Annotated in this window: 15 protein-coding genes; 2 read left to right on the plus strand and 13 right to left on the minus strand. The window is 60.6% G+C overall.

Annotation, left to right across the window (positions count from 1 at the left end; translation table 11 throughout):
* Window positions 1-51: 51 nt before the first annotated feature.
* The 6 genes from FJW04_RS17710 to FJW04_RS17735 all read right to left on the minus strand — a co-directional run bounded on the left by FJW04_RS17710 (window position 52) and on the right by FJW04_RS17735 (window position 6189).
* Window positions 52-1311, minus strand: coding sequence for a polysaccharide biosynthesis/export family protein (locus FJW04_RS17710; RefSeq protein ID WP_140660809.1), 1260 nt, complete (start codon window positions 1309-1311; stop codon window positions 52-54).
* On the minus strand, window positions 1298-2560 hold the full coding sequence (locus tag FJW04_RS17715; protein ID WP_140715618.1) for a hypothetical protein: 1263 nt from the start codon (window positions 2558-2560) through the stop codon (window positions 1298-1300). The genes FJW04_RS17710 and FJW04_RS17715 overlap by 14 nt, the downstream gene beginning before the upstream one ends.
* Entirely contained in the window at window positions 2557-3561 is a 1005-nt protein-coding gene (locus FJW04_RS17720) for an SDR family NAD(P)-dependent oxidoreductase (RefSeq protein WP_140614634.1), read from the minus strand. Before FJW04_RS17720 ends, FJW04_RS17715 begins: the two co-directional genes overlap by 4 nt.
* A gap of 64 nt (window positions 3562-3625) precedes the next feature.
* Entirely contained in the window at window positions 3626-4300 is a 675-nt protein-coding gene (locus tag FJW04_RS17725; RefSeq protein ID WP_140614635.1) for a sugar transferase, read from the minus strand.
* The gene (locus tag FJW04_RS17730; RefSeq protein ID WP_015316393.1) at window positions 4297-5433 is read right to left on the minus strand and encodes a DegT/DnrJ/EryC1/StrS aminotransferase family protein; all 1137 of its coding nucleotides are present in this window, start codon (window positions 5431-5433) and stop codon (window positions 4297-4299) included. The genes FJW04_RS17725 and FJW04_RS17730 overlap by 4 nt, the downstream gene beginning before the upstream one ends.
* Before the next feature lie 33 nt (window positions 5434-5466).
* Window positions 5467-6189 carry an NDP-sugar synthase gene (locus FJW04_RS17735; RefSeq protein WP_015316392.1) on the minus strand — a complete coding sequence of 241 codons (723 nt, stop codon included), beginning with the start codon at window positions 6187-6189 and terminating at the stop codon, window positions 5467-5469.
* A gap of 421 nt (window positions 6190-6610) precedes the next feature.
* Here FJW04_RS17735 and FJW04_RS17740 point away from each other — a divergent pair, with 421 nt between their 5' ends.
* Window positions 6611-7282, plus strand: a complete 672-nt coding sequence (locus FJW04_RS17740) for a response regulator transcription factor (RefSeq protein WP_140715619.1) — start codon at window positions 6611-6613, stop codon at window positions 7280-7282.
* A gap of 1 nt (window position 7283) precedes the next feature.
* Here FJW04_RS17740 and FJW04_RS17745 read toward each other — a convergent pair whose 3' ends face one another.
* Window positions 7284-9023 carry a PAS domain S-box protein gene (locus tag FJW04_RS17745; protein ID WP_140660807.1) on the minus strand — a complete coding sequence of 580 codons (1740 nt, stop codon included), beginning with the start codon at window positions 9021-9023 and terminating at the stop codon, window positions 7284-7286.
* A gap of 184 nt (window positions 9024-9207) precedes the next feature.
* Between FJW04_RS17745 and FJW04_RS17750 the strand changes: the two genes are divergently transcribed.
* The gene (locus FJW04_RS17750) at window positions 9208-9909 is read left to right on the plus strand and encodes a helix-turn-helix transcriptional regulator (RefSeq protein ID WP_246673858.1); all 702 of its coding nucleotides are present in this window, start codon (window positions 9208-9210) and stop codon (window positions 9907-9909) included.
* A 132-nt stretch (window positions 9910-10041) separates the two neighbouring features.
* Here FJW04_RS17750 and FJW04_RS17755 read toward each other — a convergent pair whose 3' ends face one another.
* The 6 genes from FJW04_RS17755 to FJW04_RS17780 form a co-directional block, all read right to left on the minus strand.
* A complete protein-coding gene (locus tag FJW04_RS17755; RefSeq protein ID WP_140715620.1) occupies window positions 10042-11103 on the minus strand; it encodes a glycosyltransferase family 2 protein in 1062 nt (353 codons plus the stop codon).
* Between the two features lies 1 nt (window position 11104).
* Complete coding sequence (locus tag FJW04_RS17760; protein WP_246673860.1) at window positions 11105-12349, minus strand: lipopolysaccharide biosynthesis protein; 1245 nt, start codon at window positions 12347-12349, stop codon at window positions 11105-11107.
* Between the two features lie 97 nt (window positions 12350-12446).
* Window positions 12447-14681, minus strand: a complete 2235-nt coding sequence (locus FJW04_RS17765; protein ID WP_140715905.1) for an exopolysaccharide transport family protein — start codon at window positions 14679-14681, stop codon at window positions 12447-12449.
* 1 nt (window position 14682) lies between these two features.
* On the minus strand, window positions 14683-16674 hold the full coding sequence (gene asnB, locus FJW04_RS17770) for an asparagine synthase (glutamine-hydrolyzing) (RefSeq protein ID WP_140715621.1): 1992 nt from the start codon (window positions 16672-16674) through the stop codon (window positions 14683-14685).
* Window positions 16674-17936, minus strand: coding sequence for an O-antigen ligase family protein (locus FJW04_RS17775; RefSeq protein ID WP_140715622.1), 1263 nt, complete (start codon window positions 17934-17936; stop codon window positions 16674-16676). The genes asnB and FJW04_RS17775 overlap by 1 nt, the downstream gene beginning before the upstream one ends.
* The gene (locus FJW04_RS17780; RefSeq protein WP_140715623.1) at window positions 17933-19144 is read right to left on the minus strand and encodes a glycosyltransferase; all 1212 of its coding nucleotides are present in this window, start codon (window positions 19142-19144) and stop codon (window positions 17933-17935) included. The genes FJW04_RS17775 and FJW04_RS17780 overlap by 4 nt, the downstream gene beginning before the upstream one ends.
* Window positions 19145-19193 lie beyond the last annotated feature (49 nt).

Here is a 19193-nt window from a genome sequence, read left to right on the forward strand (position 1 = left end):
CGCAACGACATCGAAGATATTGCCGCTACCGGCGACGCCGGCAGCGATTGTCTATTGCACCGCCGCGTTTTCGAGCGCGCTGCTGAACCTGACCTCGATCGTATCACCCGGCGCCACCGCGGTATCCTGGTCGGCCGGCTGCTTGCGCCATTGCGCATCGACGGAGCGGATGATCGTCACCTGGGCCCGCACGGTTTCGCCGCCGATCGGCTGCGGCAAGGCGGATGCTCCCTGCGGCTGCAATTTCTGGCTGACCGCGTGCAGCCTTGCGGTGATGTCGGCAAGGCGCGCCTGTGTATCCCGCAACTCGTTCAACAAACCGGCACGCCTCTGGTTGTCATTGCGCTCGATCTGCCTTGCAAGATCATCCTGTTGGCGCCGAGCCCTCATGAGTTCGACCGAAGTTTCAAGCGCACGGCTCGAGGACAGAAGCACCGCGCGCCGGACATCGGCGAGCCGGTTGTTGGTCAGGTTGCCAGCCTTGAAGAGCTTTGTCACCTGCGCCAAATCCTCTTCATCGGCCTTGACTCCATCGGCTTCGTCCTGCTCGCGCTGGAGCAACGCCTGGACCTGGGTCGCTGCATCCTTGGCGCCCTTCTCCAGAAAGCTCTGCTCCTGCCCGAAATTGTCCAGCGAGAGCTTCAGCCCTTCTGCCTCGGCCTGCGCGATTTCGGTTGCGAGGGAAGAAGACAGCGGAAAGCCCTGGGGGGCCTTCATGTCGAAATCGGGCTGCTTTTGAAGTTCGGCACGTATGCGCGCACTGTGGAAATAGTCCTTGATGTATTCTCCCCAGATCGTCTCATAATCGCGCTGCAGGTCCGTTGGGTCCGGCCCAGCCTGGTTCGCCCGTGCACGCAAGAGGCTGAAGCCGCCGGCGACGGCTATCGCCTGCCGAACCGTCATGAGCGGACGAAAGGCTTGCTGCCCAGGAGCGAGCACTTCGCCAGTCACGTAGATTGGACGGTATTCAGCGATGATCGCCGTCACGTCGCCGGGCCTGACGACCGCCACCTGCTCACGGCCGTCCGGCATGCGTATGTGGTAGATCTTGGTCGGCAGGATCGCCTGCAAGCGCGTCTGAAGTTCGGACGGGGTCAGGCCGGCGACAGGCACCGTGCCTGCCTCGGCGAGAACGATGGTGCCGTCCATCTGCACCACCGCACGCTGCGTCCGCTCGGGAAGCGAGGTGATTGCGATCTCGATGGTGTCTCCGGGCGAAATTCGATAGATCGTCGCATCGGCTGCCGCAGCCATCGGCAGGGCGCAAAGCATCGCAAGTGTCGCAAGGAAGAATCGGCTAAGGTTGACCATTCGCGACAATCTCCTTCTTGTCCTGGTTTTCGGGCCAGTCGACGCGGGTGACGAAGTCGTAAACCGGTCCACCGGCCACGCCCCAATTGCTGGACCAGATCACCTGTGTGCCGTCCGGCGAAGGTGACGCATGCGTCTCGCTCCAGTAGTCGAAGGGCGCGTTGCGGGTCTGCACGATGCGCCGAACTTCGCCGCTGCCGTCGATGCGCAACGCGATGACTTCCCGTGCATATGGTGCCCAGCCTGGATTGGCCGATATCTCTTCCGGGTTGCCGCCATAGGTCAGGAAGACCCAGCCGGGCCGCTTCAGAGCACGCGACGATGCATGCTCTGCTTCGCCGTATCCGGTCAGGGAGGTCACCTTCCCATCGGACAGTCTTCGCTTGATCACGTGATACTTGTCGGGGCCGGATTTGCTGATGCCAACATAGACCTCGCTGCCGTCGTCATCGAGCGTAAGGTCTCCGTGGCCGGGGCGGTGATGGTCCGTCCACCTCTGTCGCAAGGTGCCATCGACACTGAAAATGGCCCTCTGCTCGGTGCCATCGGCCAGGTTTTGAAAGCAAAGGATGTTGGTGCCGAGCGGGGAGATGGTGCAGGAGCTGGTGGTTCCGGGAACCTGAGCGAGATCGATGTCCGGGAATTTGAACCGATCCGCGAGATCGAAGGCGAACACCACCGCTTTTCCATCCGCGCGGACAGCGCGGACGGCTATACGGTTGCCGTCACGGCTTGGATTGCCCTTCGACGGCCCGAACTGCAGATCGTGGTATTGAGCCGTGACTAAGACAACGTCTTCGTGGTTTGTCCTTGGCGCCCATGTCGAGATCTTCCGATCCTCAACGCAGATCATCACGTCTGCGTTTCGAGGATGCCATTCGCATTCACCGCCTTTGTCGCGGTGGAATAGCGGAGCATATGTCTTGCCGTCGAGGAAGCACAGCCCGTTGCAGCCATTGGCCAGCACGAGCAGGCTCTGGTCCGCATTCCAGGCTTGAGCGCTCGAATAGCGATGACTGCAATATTTCGTCCCACACACGACACCTCCCCCAAGTGCGCCGGGTTTGGTGATGCGCATGAAATTCGTGCCGAATGCCGGATCTGTCGCGGGATGCAGATAATCTGGGAGATCTATCGGCATTGGCGCGACGAACGTCGTGGACATGCTGTTTCCCTGGCTGTCGGCCGCCCGCAGCAGGACGGCAAAGGCGATCAGGAGCAGTGCCAATGGAAATGGGTAAAACCTCATGTCATGTAGCTCATTTCGCGGCGTACCCGACCTTCGCCGAGGCGCGCCCGCCACCAATCGATGGTTCTGGCCAAGCCGTGGCGCAAACTCGTTTGCGCAGTCCATCCGGTTTCGCGTTCGAGCCGTGATGAATCGGCCAGCAGAGCGCGAACCTCGGAGTTTTGCGGCCGCAATCGACTCTCGTCGCGGTGAACGGGCTTCTTGCAGTTGCTCAGTTCGCGCACGAGATCGAGCACGTCCGATATGGTCACGGCACGCTGGCTTCCAGCATTGTAGGCATGGCCGAATTCGAGTGTGGCTGAACCCGCGCTCAGGAAGGCAGCCGCTGTGTCCTCGACGAAGGTCAGGTCGCGGACCGGGCTGGTATCTCCCACCATGATCGAAACACATTTTGGATCGAGCGCCTGCCGGATGATTGTCGGTATTATGGCTCGTTCGCTTTGTCGCGGCCCGAATGTATTGAACGGCCGGAGGATCACGACGGGCAGGTCGAACGATCTGGCATAGGACTGCGCCATCATGTCGGCGCCGATCTTGGACGCCGAATATGGCGATTGTCCCTGAAGAGGATGGGACTCGCTGATCGGCATGCTGAGCGCCGTGCCGTAAACCTCACTGGTCGAGGTGTGAATGATCCGTTCCGTCTCCCATTGGCGGGCCGCTTCAAGGACATTCAGCGTCCCCATGATATTGGTTTCCACATAGGACTGGGCGGCCGCGTATGAGTACGGGATCGCGATAAGCGCAGCGAGATGAAACACGACGGCTTGGCCGCGCACGATCCGGTTCAGGAATGCACCGTCGCGTACATCGCCTCGAACGAGTTTCAGATGACCTCGGATGTCGTCTGGCAGATCATCCAGCCATCCATGACTGTCGAACGAATTATAGAGGGCCAATGCGGTCACCTCGGCACCGTTGCGGACGAGTGCCTCGGTCAGGTGCGATCCAATGAACCCATCCGCGCCAGTGACCAGAACTCTCTTGCCATTGTAGCTCATAACCAGGTGTTCCTTCTTTCACCTGAAGCGCTCCGGTTGCCGAGCGCGCGCACAGAAACAGCCTTCAACGCCTGAGTAGCCCGACAGGCACCCAGCCGATTACCGCCAGAAAACCGAGGATCATCCACACAACATCCGAAGCGATGGTTCGTCGGGGATAATAGGAAAGATCGAACTTGGCTTTGATCGGAAACAGCGCCTCCCTGTAGAAGGACGACAGGTCTCCTGAGACCGGGTAGAGAGAGGCTTCGTGACGGAAAAGAACTTGCGTCGGGCCGACCAAGCCGGGTTTATATCTTAGGACCGCCTCGAAGCCGCCATGGAAGCAGTCAGCAAAGGCGAGGCTTTCCGGCCGTGGCCCGACGATGGCCATGTCGCCTCTGAGCACATTCCAGAGTTGCGGCAACTCATCCAGTTTGGTGCTGGCCAAAATGCGCCCGATCTTCGTCAGCCGACGGTCGCCTATGCTGGTCAACGCAGGGCCCTGAGGATCACACAGAACCTCGAATTTGCGGAACTTATAGATATGAAACATGCGCCCCCCTGCACCGATGCGAGGCTGCCGGAAAAGCACGGGGCGTCCGCCCTCGAGAAATAGCGCAAATGCAATCAGCAACATCAGCGGCGCGAAAACGATCGCGGCCAAGGATGCGGCCACGACATCCATCGCGCGTCTGCCAAAACCATGGCTCACGCCTGACACGACGGGCGGGTGTATGGACAGATCAAACGCGTTCATGCGGCGGTTCCCGCGTGGATGCCGCTATTGAGCGCGGTCGCCAGGACGTCCACCACGGCTTCAACCGCGGGCGCGGTAATCTGAGGATGCAGCGGAATGGTCAACTCTCGTTCCGCGAAATCCTCGGTGCGCGGCAGGTGGGTACCCGGGTAAAGCTCACGGTAGAGGGTCATCTGATGAACGGGCGGGTAATGGACCGTGGTTTGTATGTCCTGCGCCCGCAGTTCATCGACGACATGCTGCCTGTTGACGTAGCGCGGCAAGAGGATCGGCATGATGTGGTAAGCCGAGGCTCGCGGTTCTTCGAAGGGTATTGTGATCGCCGGACAACGCAACGCGATAAGGCGCCGGTACAACACGACAAGAATGCGCCTTATCTCGTTCCACTCCTGCAGGTTCTGGAGCTGAACCAAGCCGATCGCGGCCCGCATTTCATCCATTCGGTAGTTAAAGCCGAGCATGGTCACATCGTAGTGCGCGGTGCGGCTGTTTAGTCGCTGGCGTGTTCCGGTGGTCATGCCGTGCGCGCGAGCCTGGCGAATCCTGTCCAGCAGTTGGGGGTCCCGGGCAATTACGGCCCCACCCTCCGCCGTCGTCATGTTCTTGTTGCCATAGAAGCTGAAGGCGGCGCCCGCACCAAAGGTGCCAACCGCTTTTAGGCCGGGAGCATGTGCCGCATCCTCGATGATCGAGAGCCCGCGTGCGCTGGCGAATGCTTGCCAGGCGTCCTTGTCGGCAAGATAGCCGGCGAAATGAACCAGGATCACGGCCCTGGTGCGAGGGCTGCAGCGTGCTTCTGCTTCTTTGAGCGACATCAGAGGGACGTCTGCCGATTCTATGTCGACAAAGACAGGAGTAGCGCCGACATAGAGCACTGCGTTCGCGGTAGCCACGAAGGTCAGCGAAGGAACCAGCACCTCGTCGCCCGGACCAATCCCCAATCCGTGAAGGATAAGATGAAGGGCTGCGGTGCAGGAACTAACCGCTACGCAGTCCTCCGCCTCGTGCATCAAGGCAAACGCCTCTTCGAAAGCCCGGACCCGTTCACCCATCGTCAGCCAACCGCTGTCGATCACTTTCGCCAGAGCCGCTTTTTCTGGCACTCCCAGGACCGGGGAACTTACCAAGAGCATCGTCACCTCCTCGATGATCCTCGCGCCTGGCCGTTACGCTGCCGCGGCGGCGACTTCGATGGACGCGGACTGCTCTTCCCAGGAAACCGTCTGCGCGTTCTGGAAGTCCTCGACGCGTCCGATGTCGAGCCAAAGACCCTCATGCTTGTAGACATGCACGACGCGCCCAGCCTGGAGCATCTGCAGCATGAGGTCGTCGAACCCAAACGGTATGCCGGATGGGATGAAGTCGAGGACGTCCGGGTTCATGCAGTAGATGCCCATGCTGACCAGGTGCGACAGCGCCGGCTTTTCGCGGAACACCTGGACGGTGTTGTCAACCTCGTCGATGACGCCGAAATCCATCTTGGTAAGCCGCAGCGAAGTCGCTATCGTGACGGAGTCCTTGTGCAGGCGGTGCGCCGCGGTAAACCGGCTGATGCTCAGGTCGGTCAGCACATCGCCGTTCAGGACAATGAAAGGCTCATTCAATTCGTCTCTGATCAAGGAAAGCGGCCCGATCGTTCCGAGCGGTTCCATTTCCTGCGTGTAGCGGATCCTCAGATTCCACTGCGAGCCGTCGCCGCACACGCTCCGGATCAGGTGCCCGAGATAGCCGGTAGTGACGTAGACGTCTTCGATTCCGCTACGCCGCAGCCATTTCAGCAGCAACTCGAGGACTGGCCGCGCGCCAATTGGCATCAGCGGCTTCGGCAAAACCGATGTAAATGGCCGAAGGCGCGTTCCCATGCCACCGCATTGAATTACCGCTTTCATTCGATCCTCCCTACGCACATGGCCAGAGTTGGCCTTGACGGCTGAAACTGCATCCGAAGCCAAGACGGCGAACCGCCTCGCGCAGCAGGGTTTCAGTTGTCCGAACCTGCGAGAGATTAGGGAGCCAACCGGGATATTGTCGTCGTGCGTTTGAATGGCACGGACGAATTTCTCTGATCCCGGAACCGTAGGGGACGAAACATATCCCGCGGACCTGACGGGAGTGGCCGAGACGCGCAACAGACCAAGGTCCCACTTGAATTACGATCGAAGGTAAACATTTTCCTAAAACCGAGCTACATTAGCGTACGGTAATTAGCAGGACGGGGTTGTAGGACGTCGGGGTCCACCTTTCTGGACGTACCGGCGCTCCTACAAGGCGCGGCCAGGTAGTGCGGGTTGTTTGTGCGTGGGGGTTTCTATGTACAAGATCGTCATAGCCGATGATCATGGCCTTTATCGACGTGGCTTGCGCATGGCGCTGACAGCCGGAATCCCTGGTGTCGAAATAATCGAGGCGACCTGTTTTGATGCCGTGGTTGGGCTCCTGGCCGAACACGAAACAATTGATCTTGCGATCCTGGACCTGAACATGCCCGGGCTGCTCACCCAGGAAGTGCTCGGCGACGTTCTCGCCGCCTATCCCAAAAGCAGGTTTGCGATTGTGTCAGGAAACGATTCACGATCGGAAATTTTGTTGGCCCTTTCAGTTGGCCTCCACGGCTACATCGTGAAGTCGCAGCCGGATGAGGAGGTGGTGCTGGCCGTCAAAGAGATCTTGTCAGGCCGCATCTATGTACCAGCCCTCCTGTCGCGAAGCTCTGGCGCAGCCGCGCCTCAGACGCATAGATCTCCCGTGGAGGCTTCGCACCAGGCCTTGGCCAGCCCAGGTTCTCTGGGAAGGCTCACGTCAAGGCAAAAGGACGTGCTCAAGCTTATGGCCGAAGGTTATTCGAACAAGGAGATCGCCCGCGATCTCGACATCGCCGAGGCCACGACGAAGATCCATGCCGCCGCAATCTTGCGTGAACTGGGAGTCCGAAACCGCACCGAGGTCGCTGTTTTGATGAGGACATGGCTTGGAACGATCTAAGTTAAGGCTGAATCTCGCCCTGGGATAGGCGTAGCTGATATCGCAATCCACCAGCCGACATTTCCAGTTTCGAAGAGTGACCGACCAAGGGCGTTCCATCGGCGCCAAGGACAATCGACCCAAAACCTTTCCGCAGGACAGGCTTGGCATTTCGGCCGCCTCGTTCGATCCAGTCGAACACGATGTCGCCGTCCGAGCCCTCGGGTGCGACGCCCCACCTTACCTCCACCTGGCCTTGGGAGTTCCCGAGCACCCCGTGCTTGACCGAATTTGTCGTGAGTTCGTGGACGACCATCGCGAAACTTTCCGCGGCGCCTCCGACGATTCTGACATGAGGCCCTGTGATCGTTGCTCTGTGTGCCTCCGCGTAGGGGCGAAGCGCATGTGCGACAATATCGCGGATCGTAGATGATAACTCTGCATTGTTGATCAACAGCAGGTGCGTGGATTCGAGCGCCCGAATTCGCTCTAAAAGATCTCCTCTGTACTTGGAAATATCCTGGTCTGAAGCAGGGATCATTTTCACGACAGCCGTGATCACGGCAAACAGATTACTGAGCCGGTGCCGCTGTTCAAGTATAAGCCGCTCCTGTCTTCTCACCGCGGCCCGCAACAGTGTCGTCTGCCGCCGCTCGGTAAGGTCAGCCGCGATCCCGAACCGCTGATGATAGCCATCGCGGATGTCCTCACGGCCGCGCAGGGCAATCCAGCGGAACTGTCCGTCCGACCGCCGAACTCGAACCTCTGCGTCGTAGTTGGCGGTTGCCGCGATGAATTCTGAATGGGCCCCGAGTTTTGGCCAGTCCGCCGTATGAATGATCGCCGACAGCTCGTCCAGAGGACGGGAAGCGGCTGGCGGCAAACCAAGAATTTCCCAAAATTGATCTGAACCGGAGACAATTCTCTCCTTGTAGTCCACGCGCCATGTGCCAAGCCTTCCGGCGAGCAGCGCAAGGTCCAGCCATTCCTTTTGGCTCAAGAGCGCTTCGCTTGCAGCCCTGCGTTCAGTGATATCCTCGAAGACGACAAATATGCCCATCGGCAGTTGTTTCTCCGGACCAGACCAAGAGAGGGTCACGCGAGCCCAGAAAACAGTGCCATCCTTCCTTCTCAAGCGCATTTCCAAGCCAAACGACGGCGCCTCCGCGCTTAGACCACGTCCAAGCCTGGCGAACAGATCGCGTTCGTCAGGATGAACGAGCGTTTCGATATGCTGGCCGACGAGCTCTTCCTGTGCGTAGCCGGACATACTGCACATGCACATGTTGACCTGCAGCAGCTCACCACGGTCATTTGCGGTCGCAAATCCCAAGGCGGCCCGCTCGAAAGCCCAGCGATATCGCGCTTCGGTCGTCTCGATGGCGGTAAGCCTGTTCTCGGCGACATCGAGCGCGCTCCTCAACTCCTGCCTTGAACGATGGAAAAGAAAGGCGATCATCCCGCCGGACAAGGCGAGGAGAATGGCCCCGGAAAGATCATCTCCGACCAACTGACCGTTCGCCGCCAGGCGAACTGCCAAGCCGACAGCCACCATGGCAAACGTGGCAGCCATCGCAGGCCAGCGGTCCTCCAGGAAGGCGATGATGACAATCGCCGGCACACATTCCAGAAAGGCCGCACTGCCACCACCTGTCAGCGACGATTTCATCTCGATAAAAAGGGTAGCCAGCAGGACGGCCGACGAAACCAGATGTTGTCGTAGCCTGTCCGACAGTACGGGACCGCCTATCCGCAATCTCATCCTGACTACCTACAACTTTTGGCTTAGCCAATGCGGCTTAGAGCCTTTGGTTATCGGACCTAGTGCTGCTGCTCGCTTTCGCGCGCCGAAATGTCAGCCTATCAGAATCATCAGAAGAAAGTTCCAACACTTAGCCCATGCGCTGGCGCCGATCTGACAGTGAAACCGGAAAGTGGTGACGACAATGAACCTGGTCGAACGGCCGAGAAGTACTGTTTTCCAAGTGCAACGTGCGATGGCGGCCATGGGGCCTGGCAGCAGGCCGTCTCCCTTGCGCCATGCCCAAAGCTCCGACCGGCAGGTTGAAAGGCCTGCTGCCGCCACCGAAGGTGACCAACCGCCGCTGCATTCTTTCCCGGGTATGCTTGATCGCCTTGGCTACGGATGTCTCGTGCTCAGCGAAACCAGGAAAGTCCTCAAGTGGAACGCCACCGCGCGCGTCATTCTCAGCGGTTACGGCAATCAAGTGAACAACGCCGACGGCCTTTCGGGAGCGCTCAGAAGCCTGATCGCGAACGTGCCGTGCCACCTCAATCCCGGATCGTTTGCATGGATTGTGGTCCGCAGCAGCGGAGATCGTCCCGTTGTCATCAACGAGCGCGGCCTCTTCGCAGCCGACAACACGATCGTCGTCGCCCTGTTGGACCGAGAGACGAAATCGGCGCCCAATCCTCAAACCCTGCAGCGAATGTTCGGTTTGACCGGAGCCGAGACACATCTGGCGGTGCGGCTGGCAAAGGGCTACACCCCATTGGAAATCGCTGAAAGCTGTGCGCTCAGCCGGACGACCATCCGAACCCAGCTCGCATCACTGTTCGCCAAAACTGAAACCAGGCGTCAGGCAGAATTGGTCACCCTTCTCGCACGCGTCTCGGTGTTGCCCTAGTTCCCTGAACATTCGGGGATGATCGTGTCCAGCCTTGCGGCCACCGCAGGGGCGGCCGTCGTGTTTCCGTGTTCCATAAATTGGTTCGGCGCGTGCCGCGTCCCGTGCGCGGCCTTGAACGGGTCAGCTCCATCACTGTCTTCGGGTATACCATGGCCCTAGGACCGGGCGGATCCTGAACAGGTATTCCACGAGGTACTGGCTTGCGATCTTCATCACTGATGGGCGAAGAATTTGCAGCGTGTCGCGGATAGTCACGGGCAAGGACTGGTGATGAAATCTGGCGGGTACGCGTGCAACCCGCAATGCTCGCAAGAGGCTCTCGGGGTCAGGAAGATTCCTTCTGTTTTCGAGCAGCTGCCAATTAAGCTGCTTAACCGCAAGCGTAACTTCGTCCACTTCCGTGTAGCTCTTCGATGTGGTGATGCTCGGATGGTTCGTCGCGTCGTAAAAAATCAGACCCTCATTAATCGCAACCATGTCTCCGTGACCGGCCAGGTCCACGAAGAACAATTGGTCAACGCCGGCGGGGATCGATTTGTGTGCACGCATTCGGCATCCAGCCCGAAGAACCTTGCTGTTGATCAACAGTGTCGAGGGAATGATGCCGAGGCTCCTCGTCGTCCGGACAAGGTAAAGATCCCTGAGGCATTGCTGGCTCGAATAGACTGAAACGCGGTTTTGCTCCGATGGCGTCGAGCGGAGCATGATCCTGCCGTCTTCCACGATATTGGCTGCACAGGTCATGAATGCGGCCGAGGGATGCTCCTTGGACACCTCGGCAAATCGCTTGAGTGCGCCGGGCGCAAGCCAGTCGTCGTCATGCAGCAATTTGATCCAGGTGCCGGTGCAAGCCAGCATGGCGTTGTTGGTATTCTCGACCTGGCCTCGCCCCCTGCCGTTCTCGACAATCCGGATGCGACCGTCGGCACGCGCATAGTCGTCGACGATCCTCCAGGACAGCCCTCCTTGCCCCTCGTCGTCGCTAACCACCAGTTCCCAATTCGCAAAATCCTGCTGGAGGATGCTGTCGATTGTCCTTCGAATGGTATCTGGCCTGCGAAAGGTCGGGATGGCCACTGAAATGAACGGCCGCAGTGTCACCAACTCCGCCGACCCCTCATCTTGCGAAGGTCCGACCCCTGTTGGCAAGGCTGCGGAAGGAAGGGCGTCGCGACTGTCCATCTGCGTCATGTTATCTTTCCTCCAAGGCGATGCACCGGCTGCGAGGCGACGTCTCGTCCGGTTGAACACTTTGCTTCAACAGATAGAGAGAGGCTGCCGTCTTGATGAAGAAGCCCCCGGCGCCGCCGGCAGCCATGAGATAAATGACAGTGAGAGGTTCCCAGCCAGCTCTGGCGCCGGCTAGAAGCGGACCAAACACGAGCACCGTCCTTACGGCATCGACGACCAGGCGCACCTCCTGCCGTCGCAGGAGAGCCGGCACATCCTGAAGCGGCGTCGACAAAGCTTGCACCGCGCCCATGAAAGCCAGCGCCGTCATGATCTCGGCGGCAGGCAGCCATGGCCGTCCCAGGAGGGGTACGACGAGCTGCGGTGCGGCGAGGCCAAGAGCCAGAATGGGCAGCGAAGTGAGCCCGCCGGCAAGGATAAGCAGGCCTCGTGCGAGGCCGAGCAGATGCCTGCGGCCGCCGCCCTTATTGGCTTCGGCGACAAAGACATTGCTGAGCGGCGTGGCTATGAGCGTGACGGGGCCGGTGACGAGCCGCGACGCGACGCCCAGATAGCCCGCATAGGCGGTCCCGAACATTGAGCCGACGAGTATCGCCGGAAGGTTGTTGATGGCGAAACTTGCGACCGTTGCCGGGATGTCGAACAGTGGAAATTTGTATTCGCGCCTGGCCTTTTCAAAGACCGTTTGCCACGGCGCGCGGGCAATACCGCACACGTCCTCCCAGCGGAAAATCCGAACGCCAAGGAACCCAATGAAGATGAATTGGCTGAGAATGTGAGCGTGCACCATCGCCTCTCCTCCGAGATGGACGATGCCGAACATCAGCTGCAACAACGCCATCGTCGCGGGCAAGATCAAGCGGCCGAGCGCGAAGTCGCGCAGCAGGCCGGCACGCAGGCTCCAGCAATTCATGGTCTCCACAAGACCTGCGCCTGCCATGCCGATCGGAACCAGCCACACAAGGTCAACAGCGCGGACCGGAACGGTGCTCGACAACATAACCCCCGCCGTCAAAGCAAGAACGCCGGTTGCCGACACGGCCAAAAGAATGAGCTTAACCGTGACGTATGCCTGCGCGTCGCTCTTGACGCCGTACAGCGAAGCCTCAAAGCGCAGTGCCGCGACCGCCCCCAGTATGTTCACGGTCGAAAGATAGATCGTGAACAAGCCGAAATCAGCAGGAGAATAGAGCCTGGCCAACACCGGAATGGTCGCGACAAGAATGAGCTGACCGGCAATTGCCATGGCCGACACGCCACCGGCCGCTCGAAGGACCTTGCCGATCGGGCTTTGAGGAAGTCGGATCATGGCGAGCCTTGCTTACGGCCGGTGCCGGTCGAATTCATGAGATCCTCTCGCGCAAAAGATCGGCACTGTCGCCAAATCGATACCTGCCGTACCGGGTGAGGTTCACCCGGGTAAGGACGCTCGCCACCGGAACCGAGAGCGTTCCGTCGCTCAGGAGCTGCTCCACCACCCCGCGCGCGACATGCCGCGAGGTTCTTGCCCAGCGAACGGTAACTAGAACCGCGTCCGCCCAGCTCTTGAGGAACATGGCTCCTGGCCCAGCCAGCCCCGATGGCCCGTTTATGATGACGAGGCTGTACGCCGAGTGCAGATCTTCCCTGCACTTGGCGGTGTCGACACGCGCCAGGAGAGCCAAAAGATCCTCTGCAGGTGCCATGGTCGTCAGGTCGATGCCAATTTCGGGAATGCTGGCGACCGCGTCCTCCAAGGTACAACGACTGCTGATGTAATCCGCGAAGGAATGACGAGCCTTGGGTCCGTTGAACTGGCGCAGAAACTCGGGCGTAAGTTGGGAGCCCGCCCGCTGGAGATCCACCAGAAGAACACGATTGCCCAGTCGGGTGGCCGCCAAGGCCAGGCCCCACGCAAGCTCGGTCGCTCCGTCAGCCCGGACGCTTGGCGTGAGCAGGATCGTGTGCGGAGCACGACCCCTTGCCTGATTTGGCGCGGCCGCGACCAGCAGCGACGTCACCGCACGGCTGTAGGCCGACTTGGGCTGGCCCAAAACCAGGTCACGCAACTGTTTGGCGTGCATCCTGCCCGGTTCGGGCACGAGCCCCACGCACGGTATCCTGAGCACGGCTTCCGCCTCCGCTTCACCGCGCAAGGTGCGATCGAAGCGATTTCGCATGAGAACCAAAACGGCGCCAAGGAGGCCGAACGCAATCATTCCCGGTGGAACCAGAAAAACCGGCGGCAATGTCTGCGGAATTGTCGGCGGCCATGCAACGGAAAGGACCGAGACCCCGGCGGACGGAGCTCCGATGCGCCGCTTCAGGTCCTGCTGGCGGCCGAGAAGTTCGTTGTAGCGTTGCGTCAGGAGGCTGACTTGAGGTTCGAGCGCCCGCAAACCGGCGAGCCGGTTGGCCGTGTCGGCCGCGACCGCATCGAGCACACGCATTCGAGTTCCCAGAGCCTCGACCTGGGCACGATAGATGTCCGCTTCAGCGACGATATCAGCGATTGCCTTTTCGATCGCGACGGAAAAGGCATTGGCCAGATCCTTGTCCGCTGGCGCCCTGGCCACGCGAGCCGAAAGGTCGGCCAACTCCTGCGTGCCGGCGGCCTCGGCCAGGGTCGCGGCCGGCGCGCCCTGCTTTCGAAGCTCCTGGATACGCTGGAGCCGGGACTCCAGCGCCGCCAGATCCGCTTTGGACATCGATATCTGTTGGCTGAGATCCGCCCTCTCCCCGGCCACCTTGTCAGCCGAGCCTTGATCGACCGCGCCATGGCTCAGCCGATACTCCTCGAGCCGATTGGACGCATCCACCAGTTCATTCTGCAGTTTGGGCAAACTGGCGACGACGGCGTCAAGTTCCTGCATGTTCGACGCCTGACTTTTCTGCGCGAGGTCGTCGACATAGATCTTGGTGAATGTATTGGCCACCAGCGCCGCGCGCGCCGGGTCATCGTCCGAGAAGCCGACGGAAATGACCCGGGACCGGAGCTCTTGTCCGACCCTTACCCCTTTGCGCAGCGCTTTCATCTCGGCGGCCTCTGCTGCTTGCGGCGCATTGGTGGATACAACATCCCGCGGCCAAAGGCGCTTCAGCAGATCGCCAGCGAAAGAGTGCGATGTCGGCGGATCGGCGGGCGTTGGCCCCTGGCTGGAGCTTCCCTTCCCGGCTTGCGGTTGTGCGGTCGCGTTGGCCGCGCTCGGTTGACGCAGCGCTGCGGCGACTCGACGAAGGTGGCTCTCCGACGAGAGCATCGTGATGTGGTCGTCAATGCTTGAATCGATCATGTCCTGCGCTGAGCCCGGGCTGGCGGGAAGGGCCGCCCTGGCAGGAGCGTCTATGATAAGCTGGCTGGTGGCTTCGTACATGGTAGGGCGGGTTATTCCCGCCAAGGCCGCCAAGATGCCGCCGACAACCGCGAAGAGCAGAATGATCCATTTCCTGCTCGCTAATGTCACCAGCAGTTGGCGAGACGGGGTTGCTGAATTCGGGGCGCTTCTGGGAGGCCGTACGCGGGCCCTGCTTTCAGGAACCGGGGCAGCCACCGGGGTGGCTCGTGGCAATTCAATTCGGCTGACTGCGGAACCCGCCATTTCATACTCCTGCCAGATCGAGTTCACGGGATGAGTTCGATGCCGACGCCTGCCGCTTGGCCTCGTTGCACCAGGCTTGAAACATCAGCACCGACCACAGTTCACGGGAGCGGTCCTGTCCTGTAACGTGATCGCGCCAGCAGGCGTCCACCTTTGTGCTGTCCAGCAAGCCTTCGCCCTGGTTGCGAACATCGGACAGAATATCGGTGGCCCAGCTGCGCAACGGGCCCCGCAGCCAAGCCGCGATCGGCACGTCGAAGCCCTGCTTCGGCCGGTCGATCAGCCGTTGCGGAAGATAACGACGCAGCACATTTCGAAGGATCCACTTGCCTCTGCCGTTGCGAACCTTCATGGCAGCCGGAAGGCGCCAAGCGAATTCGACGGCGCGGTGGTCCAGCAGGGGACAACGCGCCTCGAGGCTGTTGGCCATGCTGGCTCGATCCAGTTTGACGAGAATGTCACCAGCGAGGTAACCGGACATGTCGTCGTACAGGAGGCGAGACAACAGCCCGTCGAGCCGCGGTGCAGAGACTATGGATGCAGGAGTCTCGTGCCGGGTGAGGTTTTCGGCCGATGATCCCGTCAGCCGCCTGTGCAGCTCGTCTTCATCCTTCGCGGCGAGAAGCCAGGCGAAGCGAGTGAGCCGATCGCTGCGCAGCGCATGCCGCACATGCGACGGAAGTGGCAGGTTGCCAATGAAATCGTGACGAGCCGCCCTGGACAGCATCCCTGCGCCGGCCGCCACCGTTCGTCGTGCACTTGCGGGTAGGCCTTGGTACCGTTTCAGCCGGTCCGCCATGAAGTGGCGGCCATAGCCTGCAAAGCACTCGTCTCCGCCGTCCCCCGACAGCGCCACGGTCACGTGCTGGCGGGCCAGCCGCGCCACCAGCAGAGTCGGTATCTGCGATTCGTCGGCGAATGGCTCATCCCACACCGTTGGCAGTTCGGGGATCACGTCACGCGCGGCGGCGGCCGAAAGGTGTAGTTCCGTGTGGTCGGTGCCCAGATGGCGCGCTACCTCGGCGGCGTAAGGGGCCTCGTCAAAGCCGCTCTCCGCGAAGGCGATGGTGAAAGTGCGCACGGGATTTGGCGATTGAGCCTGCATCAAGGCTGCAACGGTAGAGCTGTCGACGCCTCCCGACAGGAAACCGCCCAACGGAACGTCGGCGATCATGCGCTCGCGAACGGCAAGCCGGAGCAGATCATCCAGTTCATTGGTCAAATCGTCGTCACTGCCGGCGATCTGGTGTTCTCGGCCGTTCTTGGCGACTTCGGCCAGCGACCACCAGCGACTTGCGCCCTGCGAAAGGGAGGCGGCCCCGCGCCCCTCCGCCACAGTCGCGGCCGTGAGGGTCAGGACCGAGCCGGGTGGCAGCTTGAAGACACCTCGCCAAATGCAACTCTGATCCGGGACCCACCCCTTGGAAAGCATTGCAGTGGCGGCATCCAGATCGATCTCCGGAGAGTAGCCTGAAAAGCGGCTGATTGCTTTCAGTTCGGAAGCAAAGACCAGCGCATGCCTGGCTGAAGCGATGTAGAGGGGCTTTTTGCCCAGTCGATCCCGCGCGAGATGGAGGGTCCTCGTCTTCAGGTCCCACAAGGCGAACGCGAACATGCCAGCAAAACGCTGGAGTGCGGCCTCGAGGCCCCAGCTCTCGATCGCACACAACATGACTTCCGTGTCGCTGGTGCCGCGGAAATGGTGCCCGACGCCTTCAAGCTCGAGACGCAGGTCACGGAAATTATATATCTCGCCGTTGAAGGTGATCGCATACCGACCGCTTGTGGACAGCATGGGCTGTTGCCCCGTTTCCGACAGATCGACGATCGCCAGCCGCCTGTGGCCTAAGGCAATGCCTGCTTCGCGATCCGTCCAGAGTCCTTCGCCATCCGGACCGCGGTGACGAAGCGCCATCATCATTTGCCCGATCTGATCGAGCGACTTGGGGTCGGCAGCATTGGACGCGAGAAGTATCCCGGCTATCCCGCACATCACATCACCTCTGAAGGCTCAAGCTCGCGCCGGAAAACGCTTGGCGGTCCCGCGACGAGGCAGAAGGTCAATGCAAACCACACGATCGGATGACGAATGATGAGGTGCGGTATGCTGAACACGGCTGCGGACGCCACGAGCACCAAAAGCGCGTCGTAGCGAGCGCGCCAGGCGGACATGGCCGCCGATCCAACGATCCACAGCAAGGCGATGACCGCGACCAGCCCGCCCTGCAGATAGAGGTCGAGAACCGTATTGTGCGCTTCGAACGGCCGCTCCAGAAATTGCATGTCGGCCGTCGGCGGGCGCTCCAGGTGGGGGCCAGGACCGAGGCCGAGCGATGCCGATTGCAGCCCCTTCTGAAGCGCCTCATCCCACAGATAAACCCGAAGTTCGAATGTTTCAGCCGTGGCCTCGCCGCCTCCGTCCTTGGTGAGGCTCTTGGCAAAATTCGCCGCAAAGCTTTCCTCGCTAAGAAGATAGGGGGTCATCGCTATCACCAAGGGGACAGCGCCGACCATCAGCAGAAGTGCGATCTGCCTGGGCAGGCTGGTTCGATTGCCATCGGATGCCAACCATGCCTTCAACCGCAACCCGAGGAAGGCGACGCCGCTTACAATCGTGGTGTAGAGATAGGCATCGCTCCTGGTCAGGCGGCCGACAAAAAAGATGAACACGAGGCTTGAGAGCGCAAGGACCTGACCCCACCGATTGCGAGTAGTGGTTGCAAGGTGCAGCGCCAGCGGACCAAGAAGCGCGCAATAGAGCGCGAGCTGGTTCGGATTTTCAGACCAGCCGCGGAAGCGGTCCCAATACCACGGATCGACGCCGGGCTGATGGAGCCAGCCCCACGCGATGGCGAGTTGGATGGCAAATATTGCGTCGGCGAACACGATTGTCCACCAACCGCTGCGCCGAAGACGACGCCCCGCGTCGGGCTCAACACTCGCCAGGCAAGTGATGCTGGCCAACAGCACGTAGGCCATTGTGTCGTGCAACAACCCTGTCGGGTAAAGCAGGGTCGTCAAGTAGCCGACGATCGTGCCGATCCCCAATGCGAGAGAAAGGAGCAGCCAAAAAGTCGCGAGTTGCGCGAAGGCTGGTGTCGCTTCGACGCGCCCGCCGACCAACATTCGTCCGGCCGACAGCATGATCCAAAGCGCCAGGAGCAGTTCGCCATAGCCGAATGGCATGCCGGGGACGGAGAGCTGCGACGCGGCTGACAGGATGACACCGCCGGCAAGCAACGCGTCGCGCATCATTGCCGCGCCCCGTCCAACCGGCGGTTCGCAATGCCGCTCTCCAGAGGCGATGGAGCAAGCAAGCCGCGAGATTTGGTCCTGAGATTGCTCTTATAGACATCGCAGTACTGGTCGACGATGCCCGGCAGGGCAAAACGCTCCCTGACAAGCGAGGCGGAGCGCTGCCCCATGGCCGCTCCCAAGGTGCGGTCCGACAGTATGTCGACTATCCGGTCCGCAAGGGCGCGAGCATCGCGCGGCGTGACCAGATAACCGTTCCACCCATCTTCGACGACGTCGCTGCAACCGGGCATTCGCGATGCGACTATCGGCAATCCAGCGAGTCCGGCTTCCAGCAAGACGCGCGGAACGCCCTCCCGATATTGTGTTGGGAAGGCGAACAAATCAGCCATGCCAAGCAGACTGGGGACATCATGCCGTTTGCCCAGCACGGTTACATGAGAAGCAAATCGTTGGATTTCGGACTTTTCGACGGCGAATGGTCCTTCCGATTCCCGTGGGCCAACGAGCACGAAACGCGCATGAGGTCTTTTGGAGAGAATGTACGGAATCGCCTCGAGAAGGGTCGGAATGCCCTTAAGGCGGGTGAGCCGGCCGACAAAAATGACGATCTCGGCCGATTCCAGTCCGAATTCCCGCCGCATTGCCGCTGGTGATGAGGCAAGACGTCTTGCCACCGCGAATGCATTGACGTCGATGCCCGACCCCTGAATAAGGCGTCCGCTGCCGCGTGGGATCAGCCGATAGCGCTCAAAAAAGGCTTGGTCGTCGCGATTTTGGAAAACCGTGGCAGCAGTCCAGAAGGAAGCAACCCACTGCAGACCGCAGAAGGCGGGCCGCATGGCCAAGGCTCGCGGCTCCAGCGATGAGAAGGTCCAGCCCAAGCCGTTGATCGTGCGGACGACCGGGACTTCTCCCCGCACCGCCAGCGGGGTTAGCAAATTGGGTTTCGTATCGAAGCTTTGGACGATGTCGGGGCGGAGTTCCCGCAACAACCTTCGCAATGTCCTGATGGTCCCGGCTTTGCCGCTGCCATTGGCAAAGCGATTGAACTCGTAGCGGCGGTGCGGAATGCCGTGCCGTAAAAACAGAGCTTCATCGCCGGTCGAGACCGCGGTGACCCGAAAACCCCGCTCACGGAGTTCCATCAGAAACGAGATCCTCAGGGCGTGATCCTCGCCGCCGATGCAGACCAGGTGCGGGTTCATCGTGCCGCTCCCGAAATCCAGCGGGCCTTCGGCTCCCATAAGCGGCTCG

The sequence above is a fragment of the Mesorhizobium sp. B2-7-3 genome, assembly GCF_006440715.1.
GTDB classification, from domain to species: Bacteria; Pseudomonadota; Alphaproteobacteria; order Rhizobiales; family Rhizobiaceae; genus Mesorhizobium; species Mesorhizobium australicum.

What these genes read in the sequence shown, in the direction of transcription:
- FJW04_RS17755 (WP_140715620.1), bottom strand. Translation starts at nt 11,103, where the DNA reads ATGACGCAGATGGACAGTCGCGACGCCCTTCCTTCCGCAGCCTTGCCA.
- FJW04_RS17760 (WP_246673860.1), bottom strand. Translation starts at nt 12,349, where the DNA reads ATGGCAATTGCCGGTCAGCTCATTCTTGTCGCGACCATTCCGGTGTTG.
- FJW04_RS17775 (WP_140715622.1), bottom strand. Translation starts at nt 17,936, where the DNA reads ATGATGCGCGACGCGTTGCTTGCCGGCGGTGTCATCCTGTCAGCCGCG.
- FJW04_RS17730 (WP_015316393.1), bottom strand. Translation starts at nt 5,433, where the DNA reads ATGCTCTTGGTAAGTTCCCCGGTCCTGGGAGTGCCAGAAAAAGCGGCT.
- FJW04_RS17725 (WP_140614635.1), bottom strand. Translation starts at nt 4,300, where the DNA reads ATGAACGCGTTTGATCTGTCCATACACCCGCCCGTCGTGTCAGGCGTG.
- FJW04_RS17710 (WP_140660809.1), bottom strand. Translation starts at nt 1,311, where the DNA reads ATGGTCAACCTTAGCCGATTCTTCCTTGCGACACTTGCGATGCTTTGC.
- FJW04_RS17740 (WP_140715619.1), top strand. Translation starts at nt 6,611, where the DNA reads ATGTACAAGATCGTCATAGCCGATGATCATGGCCTTTATCGACGTGGC.
- FJW04_RS17780 (WP_140715623.1), bottom strand. Translation starts at nt 19,144, where the DNA reads ATGAACCCGCACCTGGTCTGCATCGGCGGCGAGGATCACGCCCTGAGG.
- FJW04_RS17765 (WP_140715905.1), bottom strand. Translation starts at nt 14,681, where the DNA reads ATGGCGGGTTCCGCAGTCAGCCGAATTGAATTGCCACGAGCCACCCCG.
- FJW04_RS17735 (WP_015316392.1), bottom strand. Translation starts at nt 6,189, where the DNA reads ATGAAAGCGGTAATTCAATGCGGTGGCATGGGAACGCGCCTTCGGCCA.
- FJW04_RS17715 (WP_140715618.1), bottom strand. Translation starts at nt 2,560, where the DNA reads ATGAGGTTTTACCCATTTCCATTGGCACTGCTCCTGATCGCCTTTGCC.
- FJW04_RS17720 (WP_140614634.1), bottom strand. Translation starts at nt 3,561, where the DNA reads ATGAGCTACAATGGCAAGAGAGTTCTGGTCACTGGCGCGGATGGGTTC.
- asnB (WP_140715621.1), bottom strand. Translation starts at nt 16,674, where the DNA reads ATGTGCGGGATAGCCGGGATACTTCTCGCGTCCAATGCTGCCGACCCC.
- FJW04_RS17745 (WP_140660807.1), bottom strand. Translation starts at nt 9,023, where the DNA reads ATGAGATTGCGGATAGGCGGTCCCGTACTGTCGGACAGGCTACGACAA.
- FJW04_RS17750 (WP_246673858.1), top strand. Translation starts at nt 9,208, where the DNA reads ATGAACCTGGTCGAACGGCCGAGAAGTACTGTTTTCCAAGTGCAACGT.